Raw genomic sequence first — 23,343 nt, forward strand, 5'->3', positions numbered from 1 at the left:
TGATAAAGGCTTACCCCAGGAAACCGAACAGTAGAAGGTGAACGGTCCCGATGTTGAATACGCTGATTGTGGGCGCCAGTGGCTATGCTGGCGCAGAGCTTGTGACCTATGTAAATCGCCATCCTGATATGACCATAACCGCTTTGACGGTCTCAGCGCAAAGCAATGATGCAGGAAAATTAATCTCCGATTTACATCCGCAGTTAAAGGGCATTGTCGATTTGCCGTTGCAGCCAATGTCAGATATCAGCGAGTTTAGCGCAGGGGTGGATATTGTGTTCCTCGCGACGGCTCATGAAGTCAGCCATGACCTGGCGCCGCAGTTTCTGCAGGCCGGATGTGTGGTGTTCGACCTTTCGGGCGCGTTCCGCGTTAACGACGGCGCGTTCTATGAAAAATATTATGGCTTTACTCATCAGCACCCTGAATTGCTGGAGCAGGCGGTATACGGCCTGGCGGAGTGGAGTGCAGACAAGCTGAAAGACGCGAATCTGATAGCTGTACCTGGCTGCTATCCCACGGCGGCGCAGTTGTCGCTAAAACCGCTGATTGATGCCGATCTTTTGGATCTCACGCAGTGGCCGGTGATTAACGCCACCAGTGGGGTGAGCGGTGCAGGCCGCAAAGCGGCAATTTCTAACAGTTTTTGCGAAGTCAGCCTGCAGCCGTATGGCGTGTTTACCCACCGTCATCAACCGGAAATCGCGATGCATTTGGGCGCGGAGGTGATCTTCACCCCCCATCTGGGCAACTTTCCGCGCGGTATTCTGGAAACCATCACCTGTCGTCTGAAAGCGGGGGTGACCTCTGCGCAGGTGGCGCAAACGCTACAGCAGGCATATGGCGATAAGCCGCTGGTGCGTCTGTATGAAAAAGGCGTTCCGGCCCTGAAAAACGTGGTTGGCTTACCGTTCTGTGATATCGGGTTTGCTGTTCAGGGTGAACACCTGATTGTGGTGGCGACCGAAGATAACTTATTGAAGGGCGCAGCGGCGCAGGCTATGCAGTGCGCAAATATTCGTTTCGGCTTCGCTGAGACACAGTCTCTTATTTAAGGGTGCAATGATGAATCCACTAATTATTAAACTGGGCGGCGTTTTACTGGATAGCGAAGAGGCGCTGGAGCGTCTGTTTACCGCACTGGTCAATTATCGCGAATCGCATCAGCGTCCGTTGGTCATTGTGCACGGTGGCGGCTGTGTCGTCGATGAGCTGATGAAACAGCTTAATCTGCCGGTGAAAAAGAAAAATGGCCTGCGCGTTACGCCAGCCGATCAGATTGACATCATTACCGGTGCCCTGGCGGGAACGGCGAATAAAACCCTGTTGGCCTGGGCGAAAAAACATCATATTTCGTCGGTGGGGCTGTATCTTGGCGATGGCGACAGCGTAAAAGTGACGCCGCTCGATAAAGAGTTGGGTCATGTTGGACTGGCACAGCCCGGTTCACCTAAGCTGATTAACACGCTGCTGGAAAACGGTTTTCTACCGGTGGTCAGCTCCATTGGCGTGACAGAAGATGGACTGCTGATGAACGTGAATGCCGATCAGGCTGCGACGGCGCTGGCGGCAACGCTGGGAGCGGATCTGATCCTGCTTTCTGATGTCAGCGGTATCCTCGATGGTAAAGGCCAGCGTATTGCTGAAATGAGCGCAGCGAAAGCAGAACAGCTGATTGAGCAAGGCATTATCACCGATGGCATGATTGTTAAAGTGCATGCAGCGTTGGATGCTGCGCGTACCTTGGGTCGCCCGGTTGATATCGCCTCCTGGCGTCATGCCGAACAACTCCCGGCGCTGTTTAATGGCACGCCGATTGGTACGCGTATTCTGGCGTAATCGATTTACAGAACCTGCAAGCCGGATAAGCGCAGCGCCATCCGGCAATAAAATTCAAGACATTAAGGAAATTCGTTATGGCACTTTGGGGTGGGCGTTTTACACAGGCAGCAGATCAGCGGTTCAAACAGTTCAACGACTCGTTGCGTTTTGATTACCGTCTGGCTGAACAGGATATTGTCGGCTCTGTGGCCTGGTCCAAAGCGCTGGTCACCGTGGGTGTACTGACTGCTGATGAACAGCAACAGCTCGAAGAGGCGCTGAACGTGCTTCTGGAAGAGGTACGCGCCAACCCACAGCAAATCCTTGCAAGCGATGCCGAAGATATCCATAGCTGGGTAGAAGGCAAGCTGATCGATAAGGTGGGTCAACTGGGTAAAAAGTTGCACACCGGGCGCAGCCGTAATGACCAGGTTGCGACCGATCTGAAGCTGTGGTGCAAAGACACGGTTGTTGAACTGCTTTCCGCTAACCGTCAGTTGCAAAGCGCGCTGGTGGAGACTGCGCAGCATAACCAGGACGCGGTGATGCCGGGTTACACCCACCTGCAGCGTGCGCAGCCCGTGACATTTGCTCACTGGTGTCTGGCTTATGTCGAAATGCTGGCGCGTGATGAGAGCCGTCTGCAGGATGCGCTCAAACGTCTGGACGTTAGCCCGTTAGGCTGCGGTGCCCTGGCGGGTACGGCTTATGAAATCGATCGCGAACAGTTGGCCGGCTGGTTGGGCTTTGCCTCGGCAACCCGTAATAGCCTGGACAGTGTTTCAGATCGTGACCATGTGCTGGAACTCCTGTCTGACGCCTCTATCGGCATGGTGCACTTGTCGCGTTTTGCTGAAGACCTGATTTTCTTTAACACCGGCGAAGCGGGTTTTGTCGAGTTGTCCGACCGTGTGACTTCGGGTTCATCCCTGATGCCGCAGAAGAAAAACCCGGATGCATTAGAGCTGATCCGCGGTAAATGTGGTCGTGTGCAGGGGGCTCTTACCGGCATGATGATGACGCTTAAAGGGCTGCCGCTGGCCTACAACAAAGACATGCAGGAAGATAAAGAAGGGTTGTTCGACGCGCTCGACACCTGGCTGGACTGTCTGCATATGGCTGCACTGGTACTGGACGGCATTCAGGTGAAACGCCCGCGTTGTCAGGAAGCCGCGCAGCAGGGCTATGCTAACGCCACTGAGCTGGCAGATTATCTGGTAGCGAAAGGCGTACCGTTCCGTGAAGCGCACCATATTGTGGGTGAAACGGTGGTCGAGGCGATTCGTCAGGGGAAACCGCTGGAAGCGCTGACGCTCGCTGACTTGCAGAAGTTCAGCAATGTGATCGGCGATGACGTTTACCCGATTCTTTCGCTGCAATCCTGCCTGGATAAACGTGCGGCGAAAGGCGGCGTATCACCTCAGCAGGTCGCACAGGCGATCGACTACGCGAAGGCGCGTCTGGCGTAACATTGTTGGTATTGCTTCGAGCCTGGCATCAAGCCGGGCTTTTTTACGCAAAAAAAATGCGGACCGGGGATCCGCAAAAGTTCACGTTGGCTTTAGTTATTTCGAGTATGAGAGAAACTCTCTAAACGGGCAGTCGCTTCAAGGGTTAAAGGGGTGCCGCCCCGTTTCTGTGGTGCATTATTAAACAGAAAGCTTGATAGGGATAATCGTTCGTTGCTATTCTACCTATCGCCATGAACTATCGTGGCAATGGAGGATGAATAATGAATATTCGTGATCTTGAATACCTGGTAGCGCTAGCCGAACACCGTCACTTCCGACGGGCAGCGGACTCCTGTCATGTCAGCCAACCTACACTTAGCGGACAGATCCGCAAGCTGGAAGATGAGCTTGGCGTCATGTTGCTGGAGCGCACGAGCCGTAAAGTGCTGTTTACTCAGGCCGGTTTACTGCTGGTGGATCAGGCGCGCACTGTGCTGCGCGAGGTCAAAGTGCTCAAGGAAATGGCAAGCCAACAAGGCGAGACAATGTCTGGCCCGCTACATATTGGTTTGATCCCAACGGTGGGGCCATACCTGTTGCCGCATATTATTCCTATGTTGCACCAGACTTTCCCGAAACTGGAAATGTACCTGCATGAAGCGCAGACGCATCAGCTGTTGGCGCAACTGGATAGCGGTAAGCTCGACTGCGTGATTCTGGCGTTGGTGAAAGAGAGTGAAGCGTTCATCGAAGTACCGTTGTTTGATGAGCCAATGATGCTGGCGATCTACGAAGATCACCCATGGGCAAACCGCGACTGCGTACCGATGTCCGATCTGGCGGGTGAAAAACTGTTGATGCTGGAAGATGGTCACTGTTTACGTGATCAGGCAATGGGTTTTTGCTTTGAAGCAGGTGCTGATGAAGATACCCATTTCCGTGCAACCAGTCTGGAAACGCTGCGCAACATGGTAGCGGCAGGCAGCGGTATTACCTTACTGCCCGCACTGGCCGTTCCGCCGGAGCGTAAACGTGATGGCGTTGTCTATTTACCGTGCATTAAGCCTGAACCGCGCCGTACGATTGGTCTGGTGTACCGTCCTGGTTCGCCGCTGCGTAGCCGTTATGAACAGCTGGCTGAGGCCATCCGTGGTGCAATGGATGGCCATTTCGACAATGCGTTAAAACAGGCGGTTTAAGCCGTTTAATGCAGCGACCCGATAGGCTTCTGCCATGGTTGGGTAGTTAAAGGTGGTGTTAACGAAGTACTCAATGGTGTTACCACCACCTTTTTGCTCCATAATCGCCTGACCGATATGAATAATTTCGGCAGCGCGTTCCCCAAAGCAGTGGATCCCCAAAATCTCTTTGGTTTCACGATGGAACAAGATTTTCAGCGTTCCGACACTCATCCCGACAATTTGCGCACGCGCCAGATGTTTAAACTGGGCACGGCCAACTTCGTAGGGGACTTTCATTGCCGTGAGCTGCTGTTCCGTTTTACCGACAGAGCTGATCTCTGGAATGGTATAAATACCGGTTGGAATATCTTCGATCAGATGCGCGGTGGCTTCACCTTTTACCAGTGCCTGAGCGGCAATACGTCCCTGATCGTAGGCTGCAGACGCAAGGCTTGGATAGCCGATCACATCGCCTACGGCATACACATGCGGCAGCGCCGTCTGGTACATGCTGTTGACTTTGAGTTGTCCACGGCTGTCTGTTTTCAGGCCAATATTCTCCAGCGCCAGCGAATCGGTATTACCGGTGCGCCCGTTGGCATACAGCAGGCAGTCGGCCTTCAGTTTTTTGCCGGATTTCAGGTGCATAATGACACCGTCATCGCAGCCTTCAATTTTCTCATATTCTTCATTGTGGCGAATAACGACGCCGCTGTTCCAGAAGTGATATGAGAGCGAATCGGACATCTCCTGATCGAGAAACGCCAGCAGCCGATCGCGGGTGTTGATTAAATCAACTTTCACATCCATACCGCGAAAGATTGACGCATATTCACAGCCAATGACCCCAGCGCCGTAGATCAGCACATGGCGGGGTTCGTGATGCAGGCTGAGAATGGAGTCGCTGTCGTAAACGCGCGGGTGTGAAAAATCGACATCAGTGGGGTGGTAAGGGCGTGAACCGCAGGCAATGACAAACTTATCTGCCGTGAGGGTTTCCACCGTGCCGTCGTGGCATTCCAGAGCGATCGTGTGTTCGTCAACAAAACGGGCATTTCCCTGCAATATTTCGCAGTGGTTACGCTCGTAAAATCCTTGCCGCATGCGCGTTTGCTGATTAATGACGTTATCCGCATGGTTGAGAATATCGGCAAAGGAGGAGCGAAGAAGTCGGGAATGGTCGCTGTACAGGGGGTTCTGATTGAATTCAATGATACGGCTGACGGCGTGGCGGAGTGCTTTCGACGGGATGGTGCCCCAATGGGTGCACCCGCCGCCGACGTTATGATAGCGCTCAATAACCGCGACGCGCGCTCCTTGCTTAACCAGACCCATTGCAGCGCCTTCGCCGCCGGGGCCGGAACCTATTACTATTGCATCGTAATCGTAGGAATGTGACATGGTCAGGCTTACCTGTTCTTATACATAAAAGCAACAGAATAGTAACATCGTTGTTGGGATAACCCAATTATCGTTGTGCTTTTTTGCGAAGTCGAAGCACAAACTGCGCGTAAACAATCATTCACAAAGCCATGCCAACCGCCTAATCTCTGGTATAGTGCCAGCAAGGCATATGGAAGGATTCAGACATCGTGATGGGCGTTAGAGCGCAACAAAAAGAAAAAACCCGGCGTTCGCTGGTAGAGGCCGCATTTAGTCAACTGAGTGCAGAGCGAAGTTTTGCCAGCCTCAGTTTACGAGAAGTCGCTCGAGAAGCGGGCATTGCGCCAACCTCCTTTTATCGCCATTTTCGCGATGTAGATGAACTCGGCCTGACGATGGTGGACGAGAGCGGTCTGATGCTGCGCCAACTGATGCGCCAGGCGCGTCAACGCATCGCCAAGGGCGGGAGTGTGATCCGTACCTCGGTCTCAACATTTATGGAGTTCATCGGCAACAATCCCAACGCCTTCCGTTTATTATTGCGCGAGCGCTCTGGTACCTCCGCGGCGTTTCGTGCTGCGGTCGCACGCGAAATTCAGCACTTCATTGCGGAACTTGCCGACTATCTGGAACTCGAAAACCATATGCCTCGCGCGTTTACTGAAGCGCAAGCTGAAGCCATGGTGACGATTGTTTTCAGTGCGGGTGCAGAGGCACTGGATGTTGGCGCAGAACAGCGCCGACAACTGGAAGAGCGGCTGGTACTGCAACTGCGCATGATCGCGAAAGGCGCATTTTATTGGTATCGCCGTGAACAAGAGAAGATGACGCATCACTCCGAGTAACGAGAAGGACGAGCAATGAAACAGTCAGGTCAAGATAAAGGTACGCTGCTGCTGGCGCTGGTTGCTGGCTTATCGATCAATGGCACATTTGCGGCGCTGTTTAGCTCCATTGTGCCTTTCTCTGTATTCCCGATTATTTCGCTGGTGCTGACGGTTTACTGTCTGCACCAACGTTACCAGAACCGCACCATGCCTGTGGGATTACCGGGTCTGTCCGCGGCCTGTTTTATCCTCGGCGTTCTGTTGTACAGCACAGTCGTGCGCGCTGAATATCCGAATATTGGCTCTAACTTCTTCCCGGCGGTACTGTCGGTGATTCTGGTGTTCTGGATTGGCTTTAAAGTGCGTAACCGTAATCAGGAGATTTCTGAATAATCCCTCCACTCTGTAGGCCCGATGGCGCTGCGCTTACCGGGCCTGCAGGCAAAGTCGATTATTTCGCTGTCAGCAAGACGCCACATTCCATATGGTGCGTATACGGGAACTGATCAAACAATGCCAGACGTGAAACATTGTGCGTCTGACTGAGTGTTTCCAGGTTTTTACACAGGGTTTCCGGGTTGCAGGAGATGTACAGAATCCGCGGATATGCCTGCACCATTTTCTCCGTTTCGCTATCCAGACCACTGCGCGGTGGATCAACGAAAATGGTTTCACACTGGTAACTCTTCAGATCAATTCCCTGCAACCGGTTGAACTCACGCACGCCATTCATCGCTTGAGTAAACTCTTCCGCCGCCATGCGAATAATTTGCACGTTATCAATATTGTTAGCCGCAATGTTGTATTGAGCGGCAGCAACGGATGGTTTGGCGATTTCGGTTGCCAGGACGCGATTGAAGTTCTGTGCCAGTGCTAGCGAGAAGTTGCCGTTGCCACAGTAAAGTTCAAGCAGATCGCCCGTTGAACCTTTGGTGACATCAATAGCCCATTCCAGCATCTGAATATTCATGGCGGCATTAGGCTGCGTGAAGCTGTTCTCAACCTGACGGTAGATAAGCTCTTTGCCCGCAACCGGCAAACGTTCGTCGATGTAATCCTGGTCCAGTTCGATTTTGGTTTTGGTCGCCCGGCCAATCAAATGTACGTTCAGATTCTGCGCTCGCAGCGCATCCCGCAACGCTTCGGCTTCCTGGCGCCATTCGTCATCCAGCTTTTTATGATACAGCATCGATACCACCGCCTGATTGCTCATGGTGGTGAGGTAATCGATCTGGAACAATTTATGACGCAGGGTGTGGTTATTGCGAACACCTTCAATCATGGCCGTCATCAGCGTGTTAATTAACTCGCTGGCAGCCGGAAAGCTATCGACGCGAATACGGCTTTTGGTCTGCTGATCGAACATGATGTGGTACAGGTCATCGCCGTCGTGCCACAGGCGGAATTCGGCACGCATGCGATAGTGGCTGACCGGTGAGCGAAACACTTCCGGAGCCTGTTTGCAAAATGGCGCCATTAAGCTCTGCAGACGCACCACTTTTTCAGCGAGCTGTGCGTCGTACTGTTCTGTCGGAAGGTGTTCGGGGGTCATGATGTATCCTGAAAAATAAAAGTACGCGGGGATTGTAGGGATTGCTCATCAGATGTCCAGTTATTGATGATTTCTCATATTGTGATATGCGGTCTGGACAGTGAGTTGTAACAGACTGTAGCATCCGTGTGCCGGTCCTGTGAGTTAATAGGGAATCCAGTGTAAATCTGGAGCTGACGCGCAGCGGTAAGGAAAGGTGGGATGAGAGCGCAAGCAGACACTGCCAATGGTGGGAAGTCTTCATTTCTTTTTTATTCTATAGCCAGAATAACCTTCCAAGCCCGAAGACCTGCCGGCTAACGTCGCATCTGGCTTTCATCATCGCGTACTATCGGTGGGGCCTGCGGCATCCTTCTTATATTGTGGATGCTTTACAATGATTAAAAAACCTTTGCTGCTGACGGCACTCTCTGTCACGGCATTTTCTGGTTGGGCGCAGGATGCCAGCCCAGATACGCTCGTCGTTACTGCCAACCGTTTTCAGCAGCCTGTGAATTCCGTACTGGCGCCTACCGAAATTGTGACACGCGAAGATATTCAGCGCTGGCAATCAAAAGATCTCAACGATGTAATGAGCCGCCTTCCTGGCGTGGATATTTCTCAGACCGGTGGGATGGGGAATAGCGCCTCTCTGTATGTGCGTGGTACCGAATCGCGCCATGTTCTGGTGCTGATTGATGGTGTGCCGATGGCTCGTGCTGGTATCGATAACGCGATTGATATTGGCCAGATTCCGGTATCGCTAGTGCAGCGCATCGAATACATTCGCGGGCCGCGCTCTGCTGTTTATGGCTCCGGTGCAATTGGTGGTGTCGTCAACATTATTACGATGAGTAGTGATGAGAAGGCGCAGATCAATGCGGGTATGGGGACGGACGGTTATCAGACCTATGATGGTGCAATAAATAAACGTTTTGGCGATACGGTGGTAACGGCAGCTGGCGCTTACCAGACAACCAAAGGTTTTAACATTCAGCCTGATTCTCCCTACAGTGGCGATAGTGACCGTGATGGTTATCGCAACAAACTGTTCTGGGGCGGCGTGCAGCATAAGTTTAACGATAATTTCTCGGGTTTCTTCCGGGGTTACGGCTACACCGCTAACAGTGATTACGACCAGGGCTCGATGTATGGTTCTGCTAGCGGCAATGAGGAAGCCCAGAATTACAATCAGTCCTGGGATACCGGCCTGCGTTATAACTCCGGTATCTATTCTTCTCAGTTGATTGCTAACTATCAACGTCTTAAAGATTACAACTACACCAATAATCTTGGCCGGTATGCGGGACAAGCGACCCTGGATGACATGGAACAGCGTTATATCCAATGGGGTAACAGCGTTGAAGTAGGGCATGGGGCGATTAGCGGCGGTGTTGACTGGAAACAGGAAAAACTGACGTCCAGCAGTACAACGAAATCAGATGCTTACAAACGCGATACCACAGGGCTATACCTGACCGGGCAGCAGCAGATCGACAGCGTGACGCTGGAAGCGTCCGGCCGCGAAGATCATGATGAGCAATTTGGCTGGCATGGCACGTGGCAAACTGCGGCGGGATGGGAGTTTGTTGATGGCTATAGGGCAACGCTTTCCTACGGTACCGGCTTCCTGGCACCTTCTCTTGGCCAGCAATACGGGGCGACGCGCTATGCATCAAATGGGTATTTAGGTATCGTCGCCAACCCGAATCTGAAGCCGGAAGAATCTAAACAGTGGGAAGCCGGAATTGAGGGATTAACGGGGGCACTAGATTGGCGGTTCTCGGGATACCATTATGAAATTCAAAACCTGATTGACTATAAAAGCATTGGTAACTACAGCCAGTACGTTAATGTGAAATCGGCCACCATCAAAGGACTGGAATGGACGGGGAATATTGCGACCGGCCCGGTAGAGCATCACCTGACATTGCAGTATGTTGATCCGCGGGATGATGAAACGAACAAAGTGCTCTATCGTCGGGCAAAACAGCAGGTTAAGTACGAGTTAACCGGACAAGTCTACGATCTCGGCTGGAACGTCGCGTACCACTATATGGGGCAACGCTACGACAATGTTTATAGCGAGACCACTTACACCTCTCGTACGGTGAAATTGGGGGGTGTCAGCTTGTGGGATATTGGAGTTTCATATCCGGTCACCTCACATCTGACAGTTCGTGGTAAAATCGCCAACCTGTTCGATAAAGATTACGAGACAGTTTATGGCTACCAAACTGCAGGACGGGAATACACCTTGTCTGGCAGCTACACCTTCTGATCCACGTCCCACCGTGCTGGTGTTTGATTCCGGCGTCGGTGGGTTGTCGGTCTACAATGAGATCCGGAATCTGTTGCCGGATCTCCACTATATCTACGCTTTCGATAACGTCGCCTTTCCATATGGAGAGAAGAGTGAGGAGTTTATCGTCGAGCGTGTGGTTGAAATTGTCACTGCGGTTCAGCAGCGCTATCCCCTCTCACTTGCGGTCATCGCGTGTAATACCGCGAGTACGGTATCGCTCCCTGCGCTACGCGAAAAGTTTGCCTTCCCGGTAGTAGGGGTTGTACCTGCGATTAAACCGGCGGCGCGACTCACCGCTAATGGTATCGTGGGACTGCTGGCAACGCGGGCGACGGTGAAGCGTTCTTATACGCATGAGCTGATTGCGCGGTTTGCCAACGAGTGTCAGATTGCGATGTTAGGATCGGCTGAGCTGGTTGAACTGGCTGAAGCGAAGTTGCATGGCGAACCTGTTCCCCTGGAGGAGCTGCGGCGCATTCTGCGGCCATGGCTGCGGATGCCGGAACCGCCAGATACGGTGGTTCTGGGATGCACTCATTTCCCTCTATTACAGGAAGAGCTTTTACAGGTTCTGCCTGCAGGGACGCGACTGGTGGATTCTGGTGCCGCGATTGCTCGCCGGACGGCCTGGCTATTAGAACATGAAGCGCCAGATGCAAAATCAACTGACGAGAATGTGGCATTCTGTATGGCAATGACGACAGAGGCTGAACAATTGCTGCCTGTTCTCCAACGTTATGGCTTCAAAACGCTCGAAAAACTGGCAGTTTAATCAGTTTTGGTGAAAAAATACGCACTCGGAAAGTTATTTTAAATTTCCGCTTGTCAGCCTGAAATAACTCCCTATAATGCGCCTCCACTGACACGGAACAACGGCACGCAAGCCGCCGGGTCAGCGGGGTTCCACAGAGAACCTCACGAAGAAAAGCGAAATTAAATGCTTGACTTCGAAGCGGGATGGCGTAATATGCACACCCCGCGCCGCTGAGAAAAAGCGAAGCGGCACTGCTCTTTAACAATTTATCAGACAATCTGTGTGGGCACTCAATGATACGGATTCTTAACGTCGCAAGACGAAAAATGAATACCAAGTCTCTGAGTGAACACGTAATTCATTACGAAGTTTAATTCACGAGCATCAAACTTAAATTGAAGAGTTTGATCATGGCTCAGATTGAACGCTGGCGGCAGGCCTAACACATGCAAGTCGAACGGTAGCACAGAGGAGCTTGCTCCTTGGGTGACGAGTGGCGGACGGGTGAGTAATGTCTGGGAAACTGCCCGATGGAGGGGGATAACTACTGGAAACGGTAGCTAATACCGCATAACGTCGCAAGACCAAAGAGGGGGACCTTCGGGCCTCTTGCCATCGGATGTGCCCAGATGGGATTAGCTAGTAGGTGGGGTAACGGCTCACCTAGGCAACGATCCCTAGCTGGTCTGAGAGGATGACCAGCCACACTGGAACTGAGACACGGTCCAGACTCCTACGGGAGGCAGCAGTGGGGAATATTGCACAATGGGCGCAAGCCTGATGCAGCCATGCCGCGTGTATGAAGAAGGCCTTCGGGTTGTAAAGTACTTTCAGCGAGGAGGAAGGTGTTGTGGTTAATAACCGCAGCAATTGACGTTACTCGCAGAAGAAGCACCGGCTAACTCCGTGCCAGCAGCCGCGGTAATACGGAGGGTGCAAGCGTTAATCGGAATTACTGGGCGTAAAGCGCACGCAGGCGGTCTGTCAAGTCGGATGTGAAATCCCCGGGCTCAACCTGGGAACTGCATTCGAAACTGGCAGGCTAGAGTCTTGTAGAGGGGGGTAGAATTCCAGGTGTAGCGGTGAAATGCGTAGAGATCTGGAGGAATACCGGTGGCGAAGGCGGCCCCCTGGACAGAGACTGACGCTCAGGTGCGAAAGCGTGGGGAGCAAACAGGATTAGATACCCTGGTAGTCCACGCTGTAAACGATGTCTATTTGGAGGTTGTGCCCTTGAGGCGTGGCTTCCGGAGCTAACGCGTTAAATAGACCGCCTGGGGAGTACGGCCGCAAGGTTAAAACTCAAATGAATTGACGGGGGCCCGCACAAGCGGTGGAGCATGTGGTTTAATTCGATGCAACGCGAAGAACCTTACCTACTCTTGACATCCAGAGAACTTAGCAGAGATGCTTTGGTGCCTTCGGGAACTCTGAGACAGGTGCTGCATGGCTGTCGTCAGCTCGTGTTGTGAAATGTTGGGTTAAGTCCCGCAACGAGCGCAACCCTTATCCTTTGTTGCCAGCGATTCGGTCGGGAACTCAAAGGAGACTGCCAGTGATAAACTGGAGGAAGGTGGGGATGACGTCAAGTCATCATGGCCCTTACGAGTAGGGCTACACACGTGCTACAATGGCATATACAAAGAGAAGCGACCTCGCGAGAGCAAGCGGACCTCATAAAGTATGTCGTAGTCCGGATTGGAGTCTGCAACTCGACTCCATGAAGTCGGAATCGCTAGTAATCGTGGATCAGAATGCCACGGTGAATACGTTCCCGGGCCTTGTACACACCGCCCGTCACACCATGGGAGTGGGTTGCAAAAGAAGTAGGTAGCTTAACCTTCGGGAGGGCGCTTACCACTTTGTGATTCATGACTGGGGTGAAGTCGTAACAAGGTAACCGTAGGGGAACCTGCGGTTGGATCACCTCCTTACCTTAAAGAACCGTTCCTTGTAGTGTCCACACAGATTGTCTGATGAAAATTAGCAGTAAGAAATCTCTGCAGGCTTGTAGCTCAGGTGGTTAGAGCGCACCCCTGATAAGGGTGAGGTCGGTGGTTCAAGTCCACTCAGGCCTACCAAATTCTTTCTGATGCCGAAGGGTGTTCCGGAAGATTAAGGTGAATGAGATGACTTCGATGGGGCTATAGCTCAGCTGGGAGAGCGCCTGCTTTGCACGCAGGAGGTCTGCGGTTCGATCCCGCATAGCTCCACCATTACTTACTGCAAAAACCCAAGAAAACTTCAGAGTGTACCTGAAAAGGTTCACTGCGAAGTTTTGCTCTTTAAAAATCTGGATCAAGCTGAAAATTGAAACGACACACTGTTTCATTTCTCCGTAATAAGAAATGAAAAATGGTGTGTTCGAGTCTCTCAAATTTTCGCAGCACGATGATGAATCGAAAGAAACATCTTCGGGTTGTGAGGTTAAGCGACTAAGCGTACACGGTGGATGCCCTGGCAGTCAGAGGCGATGAAGGACGTGCTAATCTGCGATAAGCGTCGGTAAGGTGATATGAACCGTTACAGCCGGCGATTTCCGAATGGGGAAACCCAGTGTGATTCGTCACACTATCATTACGTGAATACATAGCGTAATGAAGCGAACCGGGGGAACTGAAACATCTAAGTACCCCGAGGAAAAGAAATCAACCGAGATTCCCCCAGTAGCGGCGAGCGAACGGGGAGCAGCCCAGAGTCTGAATCAGCATGTGTGTTAGTGGAAGCGTCTGGAAAGTCGCACGATACAGGGTGATAGTCCCGTACACAAAAGTGCATATGTTGTGAACTCGAAGAGTAGGGCGGGACACGTGGTATCCTGTCTGAATATGGGGGGACCATCCTCCAAGGCTAAATACTCCTGACTGACCGATAGTGAACCAGTACCGTGAGGGAAAGGCGAAAAGAACCCCGGCGAGGGGAGTGAAAAAGAACCTGAAACCGTGTACGTACAAGCAGTGGGAGCCTCTTTATGGGGTGACTGCGTACCTTTTGTATAATGGGTCAGCGACTTATATTCTGTAGCAAGGTTAACCGAATAGGGGAGCCGAAGGGAAACCGAGTCTTAACTGGGCGTTAAGTTGCAGGGTATAGACCCGAAACCCGGTGATCTAGCCATGGGCAGGTTGAAGGTTGGGTAACACTAACTGGAGGACCGAACCGACTAATGTTGAAAAATTAGCGGATGACTTGTGGCTGGGGGTGAAAGGCCAATCAAACCGGGAGATAGCTGGTTCTCCCCGAAAGCTATTTAGGTAGCGCCTCGTGAACTCATCTTCGGGGGTAGAGCACTGTTTCGGCTAGGGGGTCATCCCGACTTACCAACCCGATGCAAACTGCGAATACCGAAGAATGTTATCACGGGAGACACACGGCGGGTGCTAACGTCCGTCGTGAAGAGGGAAACAACCCAGACCGCCAGCTAAGGTCCCAAAGTCATGGTTAAGTGGGAAACGATGTGGGAAGGCACAGACAGCCAGGATGTTGGCTTAGAAGCAGCCATCATTTAAAGAAAGCGTAATAGCTCACTGGTCGAGTCGGCCTGCGCGGAAGATGTAACGGGGCTAAACCATGCACCGAAGCTGCGGCAGCGACACTATGTGTTGTTGGGTAGGGGAGCGTTCTGTAAGCCGTTGAAGGTGGCCTGTGAGGGTTGCTGGAGGTATCAGAAGTGCGAATGCTGACATAAGTAACGATAATGCGGGTGAAAAACCCGCACGCCGGAAGACCAAGGGTTCCTGTCCAACGTTAATCGGGGCAGGGTGAGTCGACCCCTAAGGCGAGGCCGAAAGGCGTAGTCGATGGGAAACAGGTTAATATTCCTGTACTTGGTGTTACTGCGAAGGGGGGACGGAGAAGGCTATGTCGGCCGGGCGACGGTTGTCCCGGTTTAAGCGTGTAGGTGTGTGTTCCAGGTAAATCCGGTTCACTTTAACACTGAGGCGTGATGACGAGGCACTACGGTGCTGAAGTGACAAATGCCCTGCTTCCAGGAAAAGCCTCTAAGCATCAGGTAACACGAAATCGTACCCCAAACCGACACAGGTGGTCAGGTAGAGAATACCAAGGCGCTTGAGAGAACTCGGGTGAAGGAACTAGGCAAAATGGTGCCGTAACTTCGGGAGAAGGCACGCTGATAGGTAGGTGAAGCGACTTGCTCGTGGAGCTGAAATCAGTCGAAGATACCAGCTGGCTGCAACTGTTTATTAAAAACACAGCACTGTGCAAACACGAAAGTGGACGTATACGGTGTGACGCCTGCCCGGTGCCGGAAGGTTAATTGATGGGGTTATCCGTAAGGAGAAGCTCTTGATCGAAGCCCCGGTAAACGGCGGCCGTAACTATAACGGTCCTAAGGTAGCGAAATTCCTTGTCGGGTAAGTTCCGACCTGCACGAATGGCGTAATGATGGCCAGGCTGTCTCCACCCGAGACTCAGTGAAATTGAACTCGCTGTGAAGATGCAGTGTACCCGCGGCAAGACGGAAAGACCCCGTGATCCGTTACTATAGCTTGACACTGAACACTGGTCCTTGCTGTGTAGGATAGGTGGGAGGCTTTGAAGTGTGGACGCCAGTCTGCATGGAGCCGACCTTGAAATACCACCCTTTAATGGCTGGTGTTCTAACGTGGACCCGTGATCCGGGTTGCGGACAGTGTCTGGTGGGTAGTTTGACTGGGGCGGTCTCCTCCTAAAGAGTAACGGAGGAGCACGAAGGTTAGCTAATCCTGGTCGGACATCAGGAGGTTAGTGCAAAGGCATAAGCTAGCTTGACTGCGAGAGTGACGGCTCGAGCAGGTGCGAAAGCAGGTCTTAGTGATCCGGTGGTTCTGAATGGAAGGGCCATCGCTCAACGGATAAAAGGTACTCCGGGGATAACAGGCTGATACCGCCCAAGAGTTCATATCGACGGCGGTGTTTGGCACCTCGATGTCGGCTCATCACATCCTGGGGCTGAAGTAGGTCCCAAGGGTATGGCTGTTCGCCATTTAAAGTGGTACGCGAGCTGGGTTTAGAACGTCGTGAGACAGTTCGGTCCCTATCTGCCGTGGGCGCTGGAGAATTGAGGGGGGCTGCTCCTAGTACGAGAGGACCGGAGTGGACGCATCACTGGTGTTCGGGTTGTCATGCCAATGGCACTGCCCGGTAGCTAAATGCGGAAGAGATAAGTGCTGAAAGCATCTAAGCACGAAACTTGCCCCGAGATGAGTTCTCCCTGAGACTTTAAGTCTCCTGAAGGAACGTTGAAGACGACGACGTTGATAGGTCGGGTGTGTAAGTGTAGCGATACATTGAGCTAACCGATACTAATGAACCGTGAGGCTTAACCTTACAACGCCGAAGATGTTTTGGCGAAGAGACAAAAAATTCAGCTTGATTACAGATTACATCGACATGCCAGAAGCGTGTTGATAACAGAATTTGCCTGGCGGCTGTAGCGCGGTGGTCCCACCTGACCCCATGCCGAACTCAGAAGTGAAACGCCGTAGCGCCGATGGTAGTGTGGGGTCTCCCCATGCGAGAGTAGGGAACTGCCAGGCATCAAATTAAGCGAAAGGCCATCCGTAAGGATGGCCTTTTTGCGTTGGTGCGCATCTGAAAACCGCCGGAAAACGGCGTAAACACCTTTTCCGGTCTGAACCGTCCACAGCCTGTTCAGGAAACGCCCATACGATACTCACCCCGCCATAATACAAGCCATACCGCTGCAGATACGTTAAACTAAGCCTGATTTTGCATCAGGAAAGCATCTATGAATCACTCCCTTAAAGCCTGGAACACCTTCGGTATCGACCAATATGCGAGCGAGCTTATCTGTGCCGAAAACGAGCAACAACTATTAAATGCCTGGCAATCAGCTAAAGCATTACATTATCCAGTACTTATCCTGGGCGAAGGGAGTAATGTCTTGTTCCTTGATGCCTTCCGTGGAACGGTTATTGTTAACCGTATCAAGGGTATTGAGGTGACAGAGCAGCCTGATGCGTGGCATTTGCATGTAGGCGCCGGTGAGAACTGGCATCATCTGGTACAACATACGCTGCAGTTGGGTATGCCCGGGCTGGAAAATCTGGCGTTAATTCCAGGTTGTGTGGGGTCATCGCCAATCCAGAATATTGGTGCTTACGGAGTAGAGCTGCAACGTGTCTGCGAATATGTAGACTGTGTTGAGCTGTCGTCTGGTAAACACCTGCGAGTCAGTGCAGCGGAATGCCGTTTCGGGTATCGCGATAGTATCTTCAAACACGAGTATCAGGATCGTTTTGCTATCGTTGCTGTTGGTCTGCGTTTATCTAAGCAATGGCAACCGGTATTGACCTACGGTGACCTGACACGTCTGGATCCCACGACCGTGACACCTCTGCAGGTTTTTGATGCTGTATGCCACATGCGTACAACGAAGTTACCCGACCCTAAAGTGTATGGTAATGCAGGTAGCTTCTTTAAAAACCCGATTGTAAGCGCGGAAGTGGCGAACGTTCTTCTGTCGCAATGCCCTGGAGCGCCTCATTATCCCCAGGCTGATGGCTCGGTGAAATTGGCCGCAGGCTGGCTTATCGATCAGTGCCAGCTAAAAGGTGTGAGTATGGGGGGCGCAGCCGTACATCAGCAGCAGGCATTGGTTCTGATCAATGCAAACAATGCGACAAGCAGGGATGTGGTGCAACTTGCACATCATGTACGCCAAAAGGTTGGTGAGAAATTTAATGTCTGGCTTGAGCCAGAGGTTAGGTTTATTGGCCCACAGGGTGAAGTCAATGCCGTGGAGATCATTGCATGAAGGATAATACCGTACCCCTGACGCTAATCTCACTATTAGCAGATGGTGAATTTCATTCAGGCGAACAGCTCGGTGAAACGCTTGGGATGAGTCGTGCGGCCATCAACAAACACGTCCAGACGTTACGCGACTGGGGGGTTGACGTGTTTACTGTTCCAGGTAAAGGATACAGCTTACCTGAACCTATCCAACTGCTGGATTCTTCACTTATTCATTCACAACTGGATGGCGGAAATATCACCGTTCTTCCTGTCATCGACTCAACTAACCAATATCTGCTGGATCGAATTGGCCAGTTGGAATCAGGTGATGCCTGTGTTGCTGAGTATCAGCAGGCAGGGCGTGGCCGCCGTGGGCGAAAATGGTTTTCGCCGTTTGGCGCCAACCTGTATCTTTCAATGTTCTGGCGTCTGGAGCAGGGACCAGCGGCTGCGATTGGCCTGAGCCTGGTCATTGGCATTGTTATGGCGGAAGTTTTGCGCGACCTTGGAGCGGATAAGGTACGTGTTAAGTGGCCCAACGATCTCTATCTTCTCGATCGTAAGCTCGCGGGTATTCTGGTTGAACTCACCGGTAAGACGGGCGACGCGGCGCAAATTGTTATTGGTGCGGGGATTAACCTGTCCATGCGTCGGGTAGAAGAGAGTGTGGTAAACCAAGGGTGGATTAACCTCCAGGAAGCGGGAATCAATATTGACCGTAATACCCTTGCGGCCCGACTGATCCGGGAATTGCGTGCTGCGCTAGTGCTGTTTGAGCAAGAGGGATTAGCACCCTATTTATCTCGCTGGAAGACGTTGGATAACTTTATCAATCGACCTGTAAAACTAATTATTGGGGATAAAGAGATATTTGGTATATCCCGAGGGATTGATACACAAGGCGCACTATTACTTGAACAAGATGGTGTGATAAAGCCATGGATGGGCGGAGAAATATCGCTGAGAAGTGCTGAATAATAAAAAGGGGAGCCAGAGCTCCCTTTTTTATTTATTTCCGTAGTCTGACCTGCTCAACAGCGTGATTGGCGCTTTTCGTCATAATCAAGCTGGCACGTTCACGAGTTGGTAATATGTTTTGCTTTAAATTCAGCCAGTTAATTTCTTTCCAGAGAGAGGTTGCTGTATTGATGGCCTCATCTTCGGACAATTTTGCGTAGTTATGGAAATAAGAGTTGGGGTTGGCAAAAGCCCCCTCACGGAATTTCAGAAAACGGTTGATATACCACGTCTGCAGTAATTCCTCAGGCGCATCAACATAAATAGAAAAATCCACAAAGTCAGAAACAAATACATGATGTGGATCGTGAGGGTAATCCATTCCGCTTTGTAATACATTTAACCCTTCGAGGATTAATATATCCGGTTGCGCGACAGTTTTGTCGCCGTCAGGGATCACATCATAAATAAGGTGTGAATAGACCGGCGCCGTGACGTTTGGCGCGCCTGACTTGATATCGGAAACGAATTTTACCAGGCGGTGCATATCATAGGACTCGGGGAAGCCTTTCTTCTTCATGAGTCCACGATCTTTCAACACCTGGTTGGGGTGAAGAAAACCATCAGTCGTGATCAATTCAACCTTACGATGCTCCGGCCAGCGACTTAACAATGCCTGCAAAACACGTGCAGTTGTACTCTTACCTACGGCGACACTGCCCGCAATGCTGATGATATAAGGAATGCGTTCGCCGTTGGTGCCTAAAAATTGTTCCAGAACAGCCTGACGACGCAGATTTGAACTGATGTAAAAATTTAATAAGCGCGACAGGGGCAAATAGATCTCGGCAACTTCTTCCAGCGATAAGTCTTCATTAATGCCTTTCAGACGAGCAATCTCTTCCTCGGTCAGAGTCATCGGCACGGAATCACGAAGCGCAGCCCACTGGTTGCGATCAAACTGTAGGTAAGGCGTCATTAACGCTTGCTCTTTTATACTCATACGCATGGTCTGGCTGTCATTGCTATATCAGGTTAGTGATAAAAAACGAAATCATCCCCGTCACGCAATGGCACGTCACATTTCAGTTAATTTGGACAATGGGCAGGAGGGTAACACCAGATTGAGGGGAATAATAAGAAAAAATCATCCCCTGAAAAGCAATGTGACCGGTATTCCACATATAAAAAGATGCGCATTCTGTCTCTTGGGGCAGACAGAACGGTGTAAATCACCTCCGGGCAGGAGCGCTGGCGTTGGAAATTTGTGCAGTTCGAGGTGGAAATAGATTATTTATCGGTCGTATAGCGCAAAATGTGAGCGATAGAACATTTTATGCAATTTTTTAGTTGCATGAGCACGCAGGTCTCCATAAAATGCGCGCTACTTGATGCCGACTTAGCTCAGTAGGTAGAGCAACTGACTTGTAATCAGTAGGTCACCAGTTCGATTCCGGTAGTCGGCACCATCAAGTCCGGTGGGGTTCCCGAGCGGCCAAAGGGAGCAGACTGTAAATCTGCCGTCACAGACTTCGAAGGTTCGAATCCTTCCCCCACCACCACTTTCTGGCAGCGTTATCGCCGCCTGAGTTGGTTAAAAAATTAATCAGCTCGAACATAAAAGAGAGAAATCTCTTTTTTGTTGCAGAAAGAACTGGGTAGCCGAGTTTCAGGATGCGGGCATCGTATAATGGCTATTACCTCAGCCTTCCAAGCTGATGATGCGGGTTCGATTCCCGCTGCCCGCTCCAGACGTGCTGATATGGCTCAGTTGGTAGAGCGCACCCTTGGTAAGGGTGAGGTCCCCAGTTCGACTCTGGGTATCAGCACCACTTCACTTCTCCTTCCCGTTTCTCTCTGTTTACTTTTAAAAGCATTCAACAGCTCAGGTATATTGCCTGGTTGATGTGGTGATATCACCGATTTATCCGTGTCTTAGAGGGACAATCGATGTCTAAAGAAAAATTTGAACGTACAAAACCGCACGTTAACGTCGGTACTATCGGCCACGTTGACCATGGTAAAACAACGCTGACCGCTGCAATCACTACCGTTCTGGCTAAAACCTACGGTGGTTCTGCTCGTGCATTCGACCAGATCGATAACGCACCGGAAGAAAAAGCTCGTGGTATCACCATCAACACTTCTCACGTTGAATATGACACCCCGACTCGCCACTACGCGCACGTAGACTGCCCGGGCCACGCCGACTATGTTAAAAACATGATCACCGGTGCTGCGCAGATGGACGGCGCGATCCTGGTTGTTGCTGCGACTGACGGCCCGATGCCGCAGACTCGTGAGCACATCCTGCTGGGTCGTCAGGTAGGCGTTCCGTACATCATCGTGTTCCTGAACAAATGCGACATGGTTGATGACGAAGAGCTGCTGGAACTGGTAGAAATGGAAGTTCGTGAACTTCTGTCTCAGTACGATTTCCCGGGCGACGACACTCCGATCGTTCGTGGTTCTGCTCTGAAAGCGCTGGAAGGCGACGCAGAGTGGGAAGCGAAAATCATCGAACTGGCTGGCTACCTGGATTCTTACATCCCGGAACCAGAGCGTGCGATTGACAAGCCGTTCCTGCTGCCTATCGAAGACGTATTCTCCATCTCCGGTCGTGGTACCGTTGTTACCGGTCGTGTAGAGCGCGGTATCATCAAAGTTGGTGAAGAAGTTGAAATCGTTGGTATCAAAGACACTGCTAAGTCTACCTGTACTGGCGTTGAAATGTTCCGCAAACTGCTGGACGAAGGCCGTGCTGGTGAGAACGTTGGTGTTCTGCTGCGTGGTATCAAACGTGAAGAAATCGAACGTGGTCAGGTACTGGCTAAGCCGGGCTCTATCAAGCCGCACACCAAGTTCGAATCTGAAGTGTACATTCTGTCCAAAGACGAAGGCGGCCGTCATACTCCGTTCTTCAAAGGCTACCGTCCGCAGTTCTACTTCCGTACTACTGACGTGACGGGTACCATCGAACTGCCGGAAGGCGTAGAGATGGTAATGCCGGGCGACAACATCAAAATGGTTGTTACCCTGATCCACCCGATCGCGATGGACGACGGTCTGCGTTTCGCAATCCGTGAAGGCGGCCGTACTGTAGGCGCGGGTGTTGTTGCTAAAGTAATGAGCTAATTGCCGATAACATTTGACGCAATGCGCAATAAAAGGGCATCATTTGATGCCCTTTTTGCACGCTTTCGAACCAGAACCTGGCTCATCAGTGATTTTTTTTGTCATAATCATTGCTGAGACAGGCTCTGAAGAGGGCGTTTAGTCCGAAACGCACCCGAGCATTTCGGTTTGGATCGCCTCGCTTACGCGGGGTGAAAATGTTTGTAGAATACTTCTGACAGGTTGGTTTATGAGTGCGAATACCGAAGCTCAAGGAAGCGGGCGCGGCCTGGAAGCGATGAAGTGGGTTGTTGTCGCTGTATTGCTGCTTGTCGCTATCGTTGGCAACTACCTCTATCGTGACATGATGTTGCCGCTACGTGCGCTGGCCGTAGTGATTCTGATTGCCGCAGCGGGTGGTGTCGCGCTGTTGACAACAAAAGGTAAAGCGACTGTTGCTTTTGCCCGTGAAGCGAGAACCGAAGTCCGTAAGGTCATTTGGCCGACTCGCCAGGAAACATTGCACACCACGCTGATTGTGGCTGCGGTTACCGCAGTAATGTCACTGATCCTGTGGGGACTGGATGGTATTCTGGTTCGCCTGGTATCCTTTATCACTGGCCTGAGGTTCTAAGATGTCTGAAGCCCCTAAAAAGCGCTGGTACGTCGTTCAGGCGTTTTCCGGTTTTGAAGGCCGCGTAGCTACATCGCTGCGTGAGTATATCAAGTTACAAAATATGGAAGAGCTGTTTGGCGAAGTCATGGTGCCGACCGAAGAAGTGGTCGAAATCCGTGGTGGCCAGCGTCGCAAAAGCGAACGTAAATTCTTCCCGGGCTACGTACTGGTCCAGATGGTTATGAACGATGCAAGCTGGCACCTGGTACGCAGTGTTCCGCGTGTGATGGGTTTCATCGGCGGTACTTCTGACCGTCCTGCACCGATCAGCGACAAAGAAGTTGATGCGATCATGAACCGCCTGCAGCAGGTTGGTGATAAGCCACGTCCGAAAACGATGTTTGAACCGGGTGAAATGGTTCGCGTTAGCGACGGTCCGTTCGCTGACTTTAACGGTGTGGTTGAAGAAGTGGATTACGAGAAGTCTCGTCTGAAAGTCTCCGTATCTATCTTCGGTCGTGCGACACCGGTTGAGCTGGACTTCGCTCAGGTCGAAAAAGCCTAACACGTCGATCAAAAAAGCGGCGATTTAATCGTTGCACAAGGCGCGAGATTGGAATACAATTTCGCGCCTTTTGTTT

At 51.6% G+C, this 23,343-nt stretch carries 16 protein-coding genes, 6 tRNA genes, 3 rRNA genes, 1 pseudogene and 1 riboswitch; of the genes and pseudogenes, 22 read left to right on the forward strand and 4 right to left on the reverse strand.

Annotated elements, in window-relative coordinates; translation table 11 throughout:
- The first annotated feature begins 50 nt into the window (after positions 1-50).
- From argC to oxyR, 4 genes are all read left to right on the forward strand, one after another.
- Positions 51-1,055 (forward strand): N-acetyl-gamma-glutamyl-phosphate reductase, encoded by a 1,005-nt coding sequence (gene argC, locus N7268_RS06420; protein ID WP_260862168.1) that lies wholly within the window; start codon positions 51-53, stop codon positions 1,053-1,055.
- A 7-nt stretch (positions 1,056-1,062) separates the two neighbouring features.
- Positions 1,063-1,839, forward strand: a complete 777-nt coding sequence (gene argB / locus N7268_RS06425) for an acetylglutamate kinase (RefSeq protein ID WP_260862169.1) — start codon at positions 1,063-1,065, stop codon at positions 1,837-1,839.
- A gap of 77 nt (positions 1,840-1,916) precedes the next feature.
- Complete coding sequence (argH, locus tag N7268_RS06430; RefSeq protein ID WP_260862170.1) at positions 1,917-3,290, forward strand: argininosuccinate lyase; 1,374 nt, start codon at positions 1,917-1,919, stop codon at positions 3,288-3,290.
- Positions 3,291-3,553: 263 nt separating this feature from the next.
- Positions 3,554-4,471 (forward strand): DNA-binding transcriptional regulator OxyR, encoded by a 918-nt coding sequence (gene oxyR, locus N7268_RS06435; RefSeq protein ID WP_198907356.1) that lies wholly within the window; start codon positions 3,554-3,556, stop codon positions 4,469-4,471.
- Here the strand turns inward: oxyR and sthA are convergent.
- On the reverse strand, positions 4,454-5,854 hold the full coding sequence (gene sthA, locus N7268_RS06440) for a Si-specific NAD(P)(+) transhydrogenase (protein ID WP_124022000.1): 1,401 nt from the start codon (positions 5,852-5,854) through the stop codon (positions 4,454-4,456). The two genes, oxyR and sthA, sit on opposite strands and share 18 nt — an antisense overlap.
- A gap of 191 nt (positions 5,855-6,045) precedes the next feature.
- Between sthA and fabR the strand changes: the two genes are divergently transcribed.
- Together fabR and N7268_RS06450 are read left to right on the forward strand one after the other, a co-directional pair.
- Positions 6,046-6,681: an HTH-type transcriptional repressor FabR gene (gene fabR, locus N7268_RS06445; protein ID WP_003028862.1), complete on the forward strand. Its 636-nt coding sequence runs from the start codon at positions 6,046-6,048 to the stop codon at positions 6,679-6,681.
- Between the two features lie 15 nt (positions 6,682-6,696).
- Positions 6,697-7,056: a YijD family membrane protein gene (locus N7268_RS06450; RefSeq protein WP_260862171.1), complete on the forward strand. Its 360-nt coding sequence runs from the start codon at positions 6,697-6,699 to the stop codon at positions 7,054-7,056.
- 58 nt (positions 7,057-7,114) lie between these two features.
- Here N7268_RS06450 and trmA read toward each other — a convergent pair whose 3' ends face one another.
- Entirely contained in the window at positions 7,115-8,215 is a 1,101-nt protein-coding gene (gene trmA / locus N7268_RS06455) for a tRNA (uridine(54)-C5)-methyltransferase TrmA (RefSeq protein WP_260862172.1), read from the reverse strand.
- Positions 8,216-8,330: 115 nt separating this feature from the next.
- Positions 8,331-8,527: riboswitch (cobalamin riboswitch) on the forward strand.
- Positions 8,528-8,591: 64 nt separating this feature from the next.
- Here trmA and btuB point away from each other — a divergent pair.
- From btuB to birA, 9 genes are all read left to right on the forward strand, one after another.
- Entirely contained in the window at positions 8,592-10,475 is a 1,884-nt protein-coding gene (btuB, locus tag N7268_RS06460; RefSeq protein WP_260862173.1) for a TonB-dependent vitamin B12 receptor BtuB, read from the forward strand.
- Positions 10,420-11,271, forward strand: a complete 852-nt coding sequence (gene murI, locus N7268_RS06465; RefSeq protein WP_260862174.1) for a glutamate racemase — start codon at positions 10,420-10,422, stop codon at positions 11,269-11,271. Before btuB ends, murI begins: the two co-directional genes overlap by 56 nt.
- A gap of 374 nt (positions 11,272-11,645) precedes the next feature.
- Positions 11,646-13,187 (forward strand): 16S ribosomal RNA (locus N7268_RS06470).
- 70 nt (positions 13,188-13,257) lie between these two features.
- Positions 13,258-13,334 (forward strand) — tRNA-Ile (locus N7268_RS06475).
- 59 nt (positions 13,335-13,393) lie between these two features.
- Positions 13,394-13,469 (forward strand) — tRNA-Ala (locus N7268_RS06480).
- 209 nt (positions 13,470-13,678) lie between these two features.
- Positions 13,679-16,584 (forward strand): 23S ribosomal RNA (locus tag N7268_RS06485).
- Positions 16,585-16,677: 93 nt separating this feature from the next.
- A 5S ribosomal RNA gene (gene rrf / locus N7268_RS06490) occupies positions 16,678-16,793 on the forward strand.
- The 16S, 23S and 5S rRNA genes sit together here with 2 tRNA genes alongside, the layout of an rRNA operon.
- Before the next feature lie 212 nt (positions 16,794-17,005).
- Positions 17,006-18,034: a UDP-N-acetylmuramate dehydrogenase gene (gene murB / locus N7268_RS06495; protein ID WP_260862175.1), complete on the forward strand. Its 1,029-nt coding sequence runs from the start codon at positions 17,006-17,008 to the stop codon at positions 18,032-18,034.
- On the forward strand, positions 18,031-18,993 hold the full coding sequence (gene birA / locus N7268_RS06500; protein ID WP_260862176.1) for a bifunctional biotin--[acetyl-CoA-carboxylase] ligase/biotin operon repressor BirA: 963 nt from the start codon (positions 18,031-18,033) through the stop codon (positions 18,991-18,993). Before murB ends, birA begins: the two co-directional genes overlap by 4 nt.
- 31 nt (positions 18,994-19,024) lie before the next feature.
- On the opposite strand, the gene coaA is transcribed toward birA, so the two are convergent.
- Positions 19,025-19,975, reverse strand: coding sequence for a type I pantothenate kinase (coaA, locus tag N7268_RS06505; protein ID WP_198907474.1), 951 nt, complete (start codon positions 19,973-19,975; stop codon positions 19,025-19,027).
- A gap of 290 nt (positions 19,976-20,265) precedes the next feature.
- Positions 20,266-20,346, reverse strand: a pseudogene (locus tag N7268_RS06510) (hypothetical protein); the annotation flags it as partial.
- Positions 20,347-20,365: 19 nt separating this feature from the next.
- Between N7268_RS06510 and N7268_RS06515 the strand changes: the two are divergent.
- The 7 genes from N7268_RS06515 to nusG all read left to right on the forward strand — a co-directional run bounded on the left by N7268_RS06515 (position 20,366) and on the right by nusG (position 23,267).
- Positions 20,366-20,441, forward strand: a tRNA-Thr gene (locus N7268_RS06515).
- An 8-nt stretch (positions 20,442-20,449) separates the two neighbouring features.
- Positions 20,450-20,534 (forward strand) — tRNA-Tyr (locus N7268_RS06520).
- A 114-nt stretch (positions 20,535-20,648) separates the two neighbouring features.
- Positions 20,649-20,723 (forward strand) — tRNA-Gly (locus N7268_RS06525).
- A 5-nt stretch (positions 20,724-20,728) separates the two neighbouring features.
- Positions 20,729-20,804: transfer RNA gene (locus N7268_RS06530), tRNA-Thr, on the forward strand.
- Between the two features lie 118 nt (positions 20,805-20,922).
- Positions 20,923-22,107 carry an elongation factor Tu gene (gene tuf / locus N7268_RS06535; RefSeq protein ID WP_260862177.1) on the forward strand — a complete coding sequence of 395 codons (1,185 nt, stop codon included), beginning with the start codon at positions 20,923-20,925 and terminating at the stop codon, positions 22,105-22,107.
- A 229-nt stretch (positions 22,108-22,336) separates the two neighbouring features.
- A complete protein-coding gene (secE, locus tag N7268_RS06540) occupies positions 22,337-22,720 on the forward strand; it encodes a preprotein translocase subunit SecE (protein WP_003033128.1) in 384 nt (127 codons plus the stop codon).
- A 1-nt stretch (position 22,721) separates the two neighbouring features.
- Positions 22,722-23,267, forward strand: coding sequence for a transcription termination/antitermination protein NusG (gene nusG / locus N7268_RS06545; RefSeq protein ID WP_003033125.1), 546 nt, complete (start codon positions 22,722-22,724; stop codon positions 23,265-23,267).
- Positions 23,268-23,343: the final 76 nt, after the last annotated feature.

Source organism: Citrobacter sp. Marseille-Q6884 (assembly GCF_945906775.1).
Taxonomy (GTDB): domain Bacteria; phylum Pseudomonadota; class Gammaproteobacteria; order Enterobacterales; family Enterobacteriaceae; genus Citrobacter.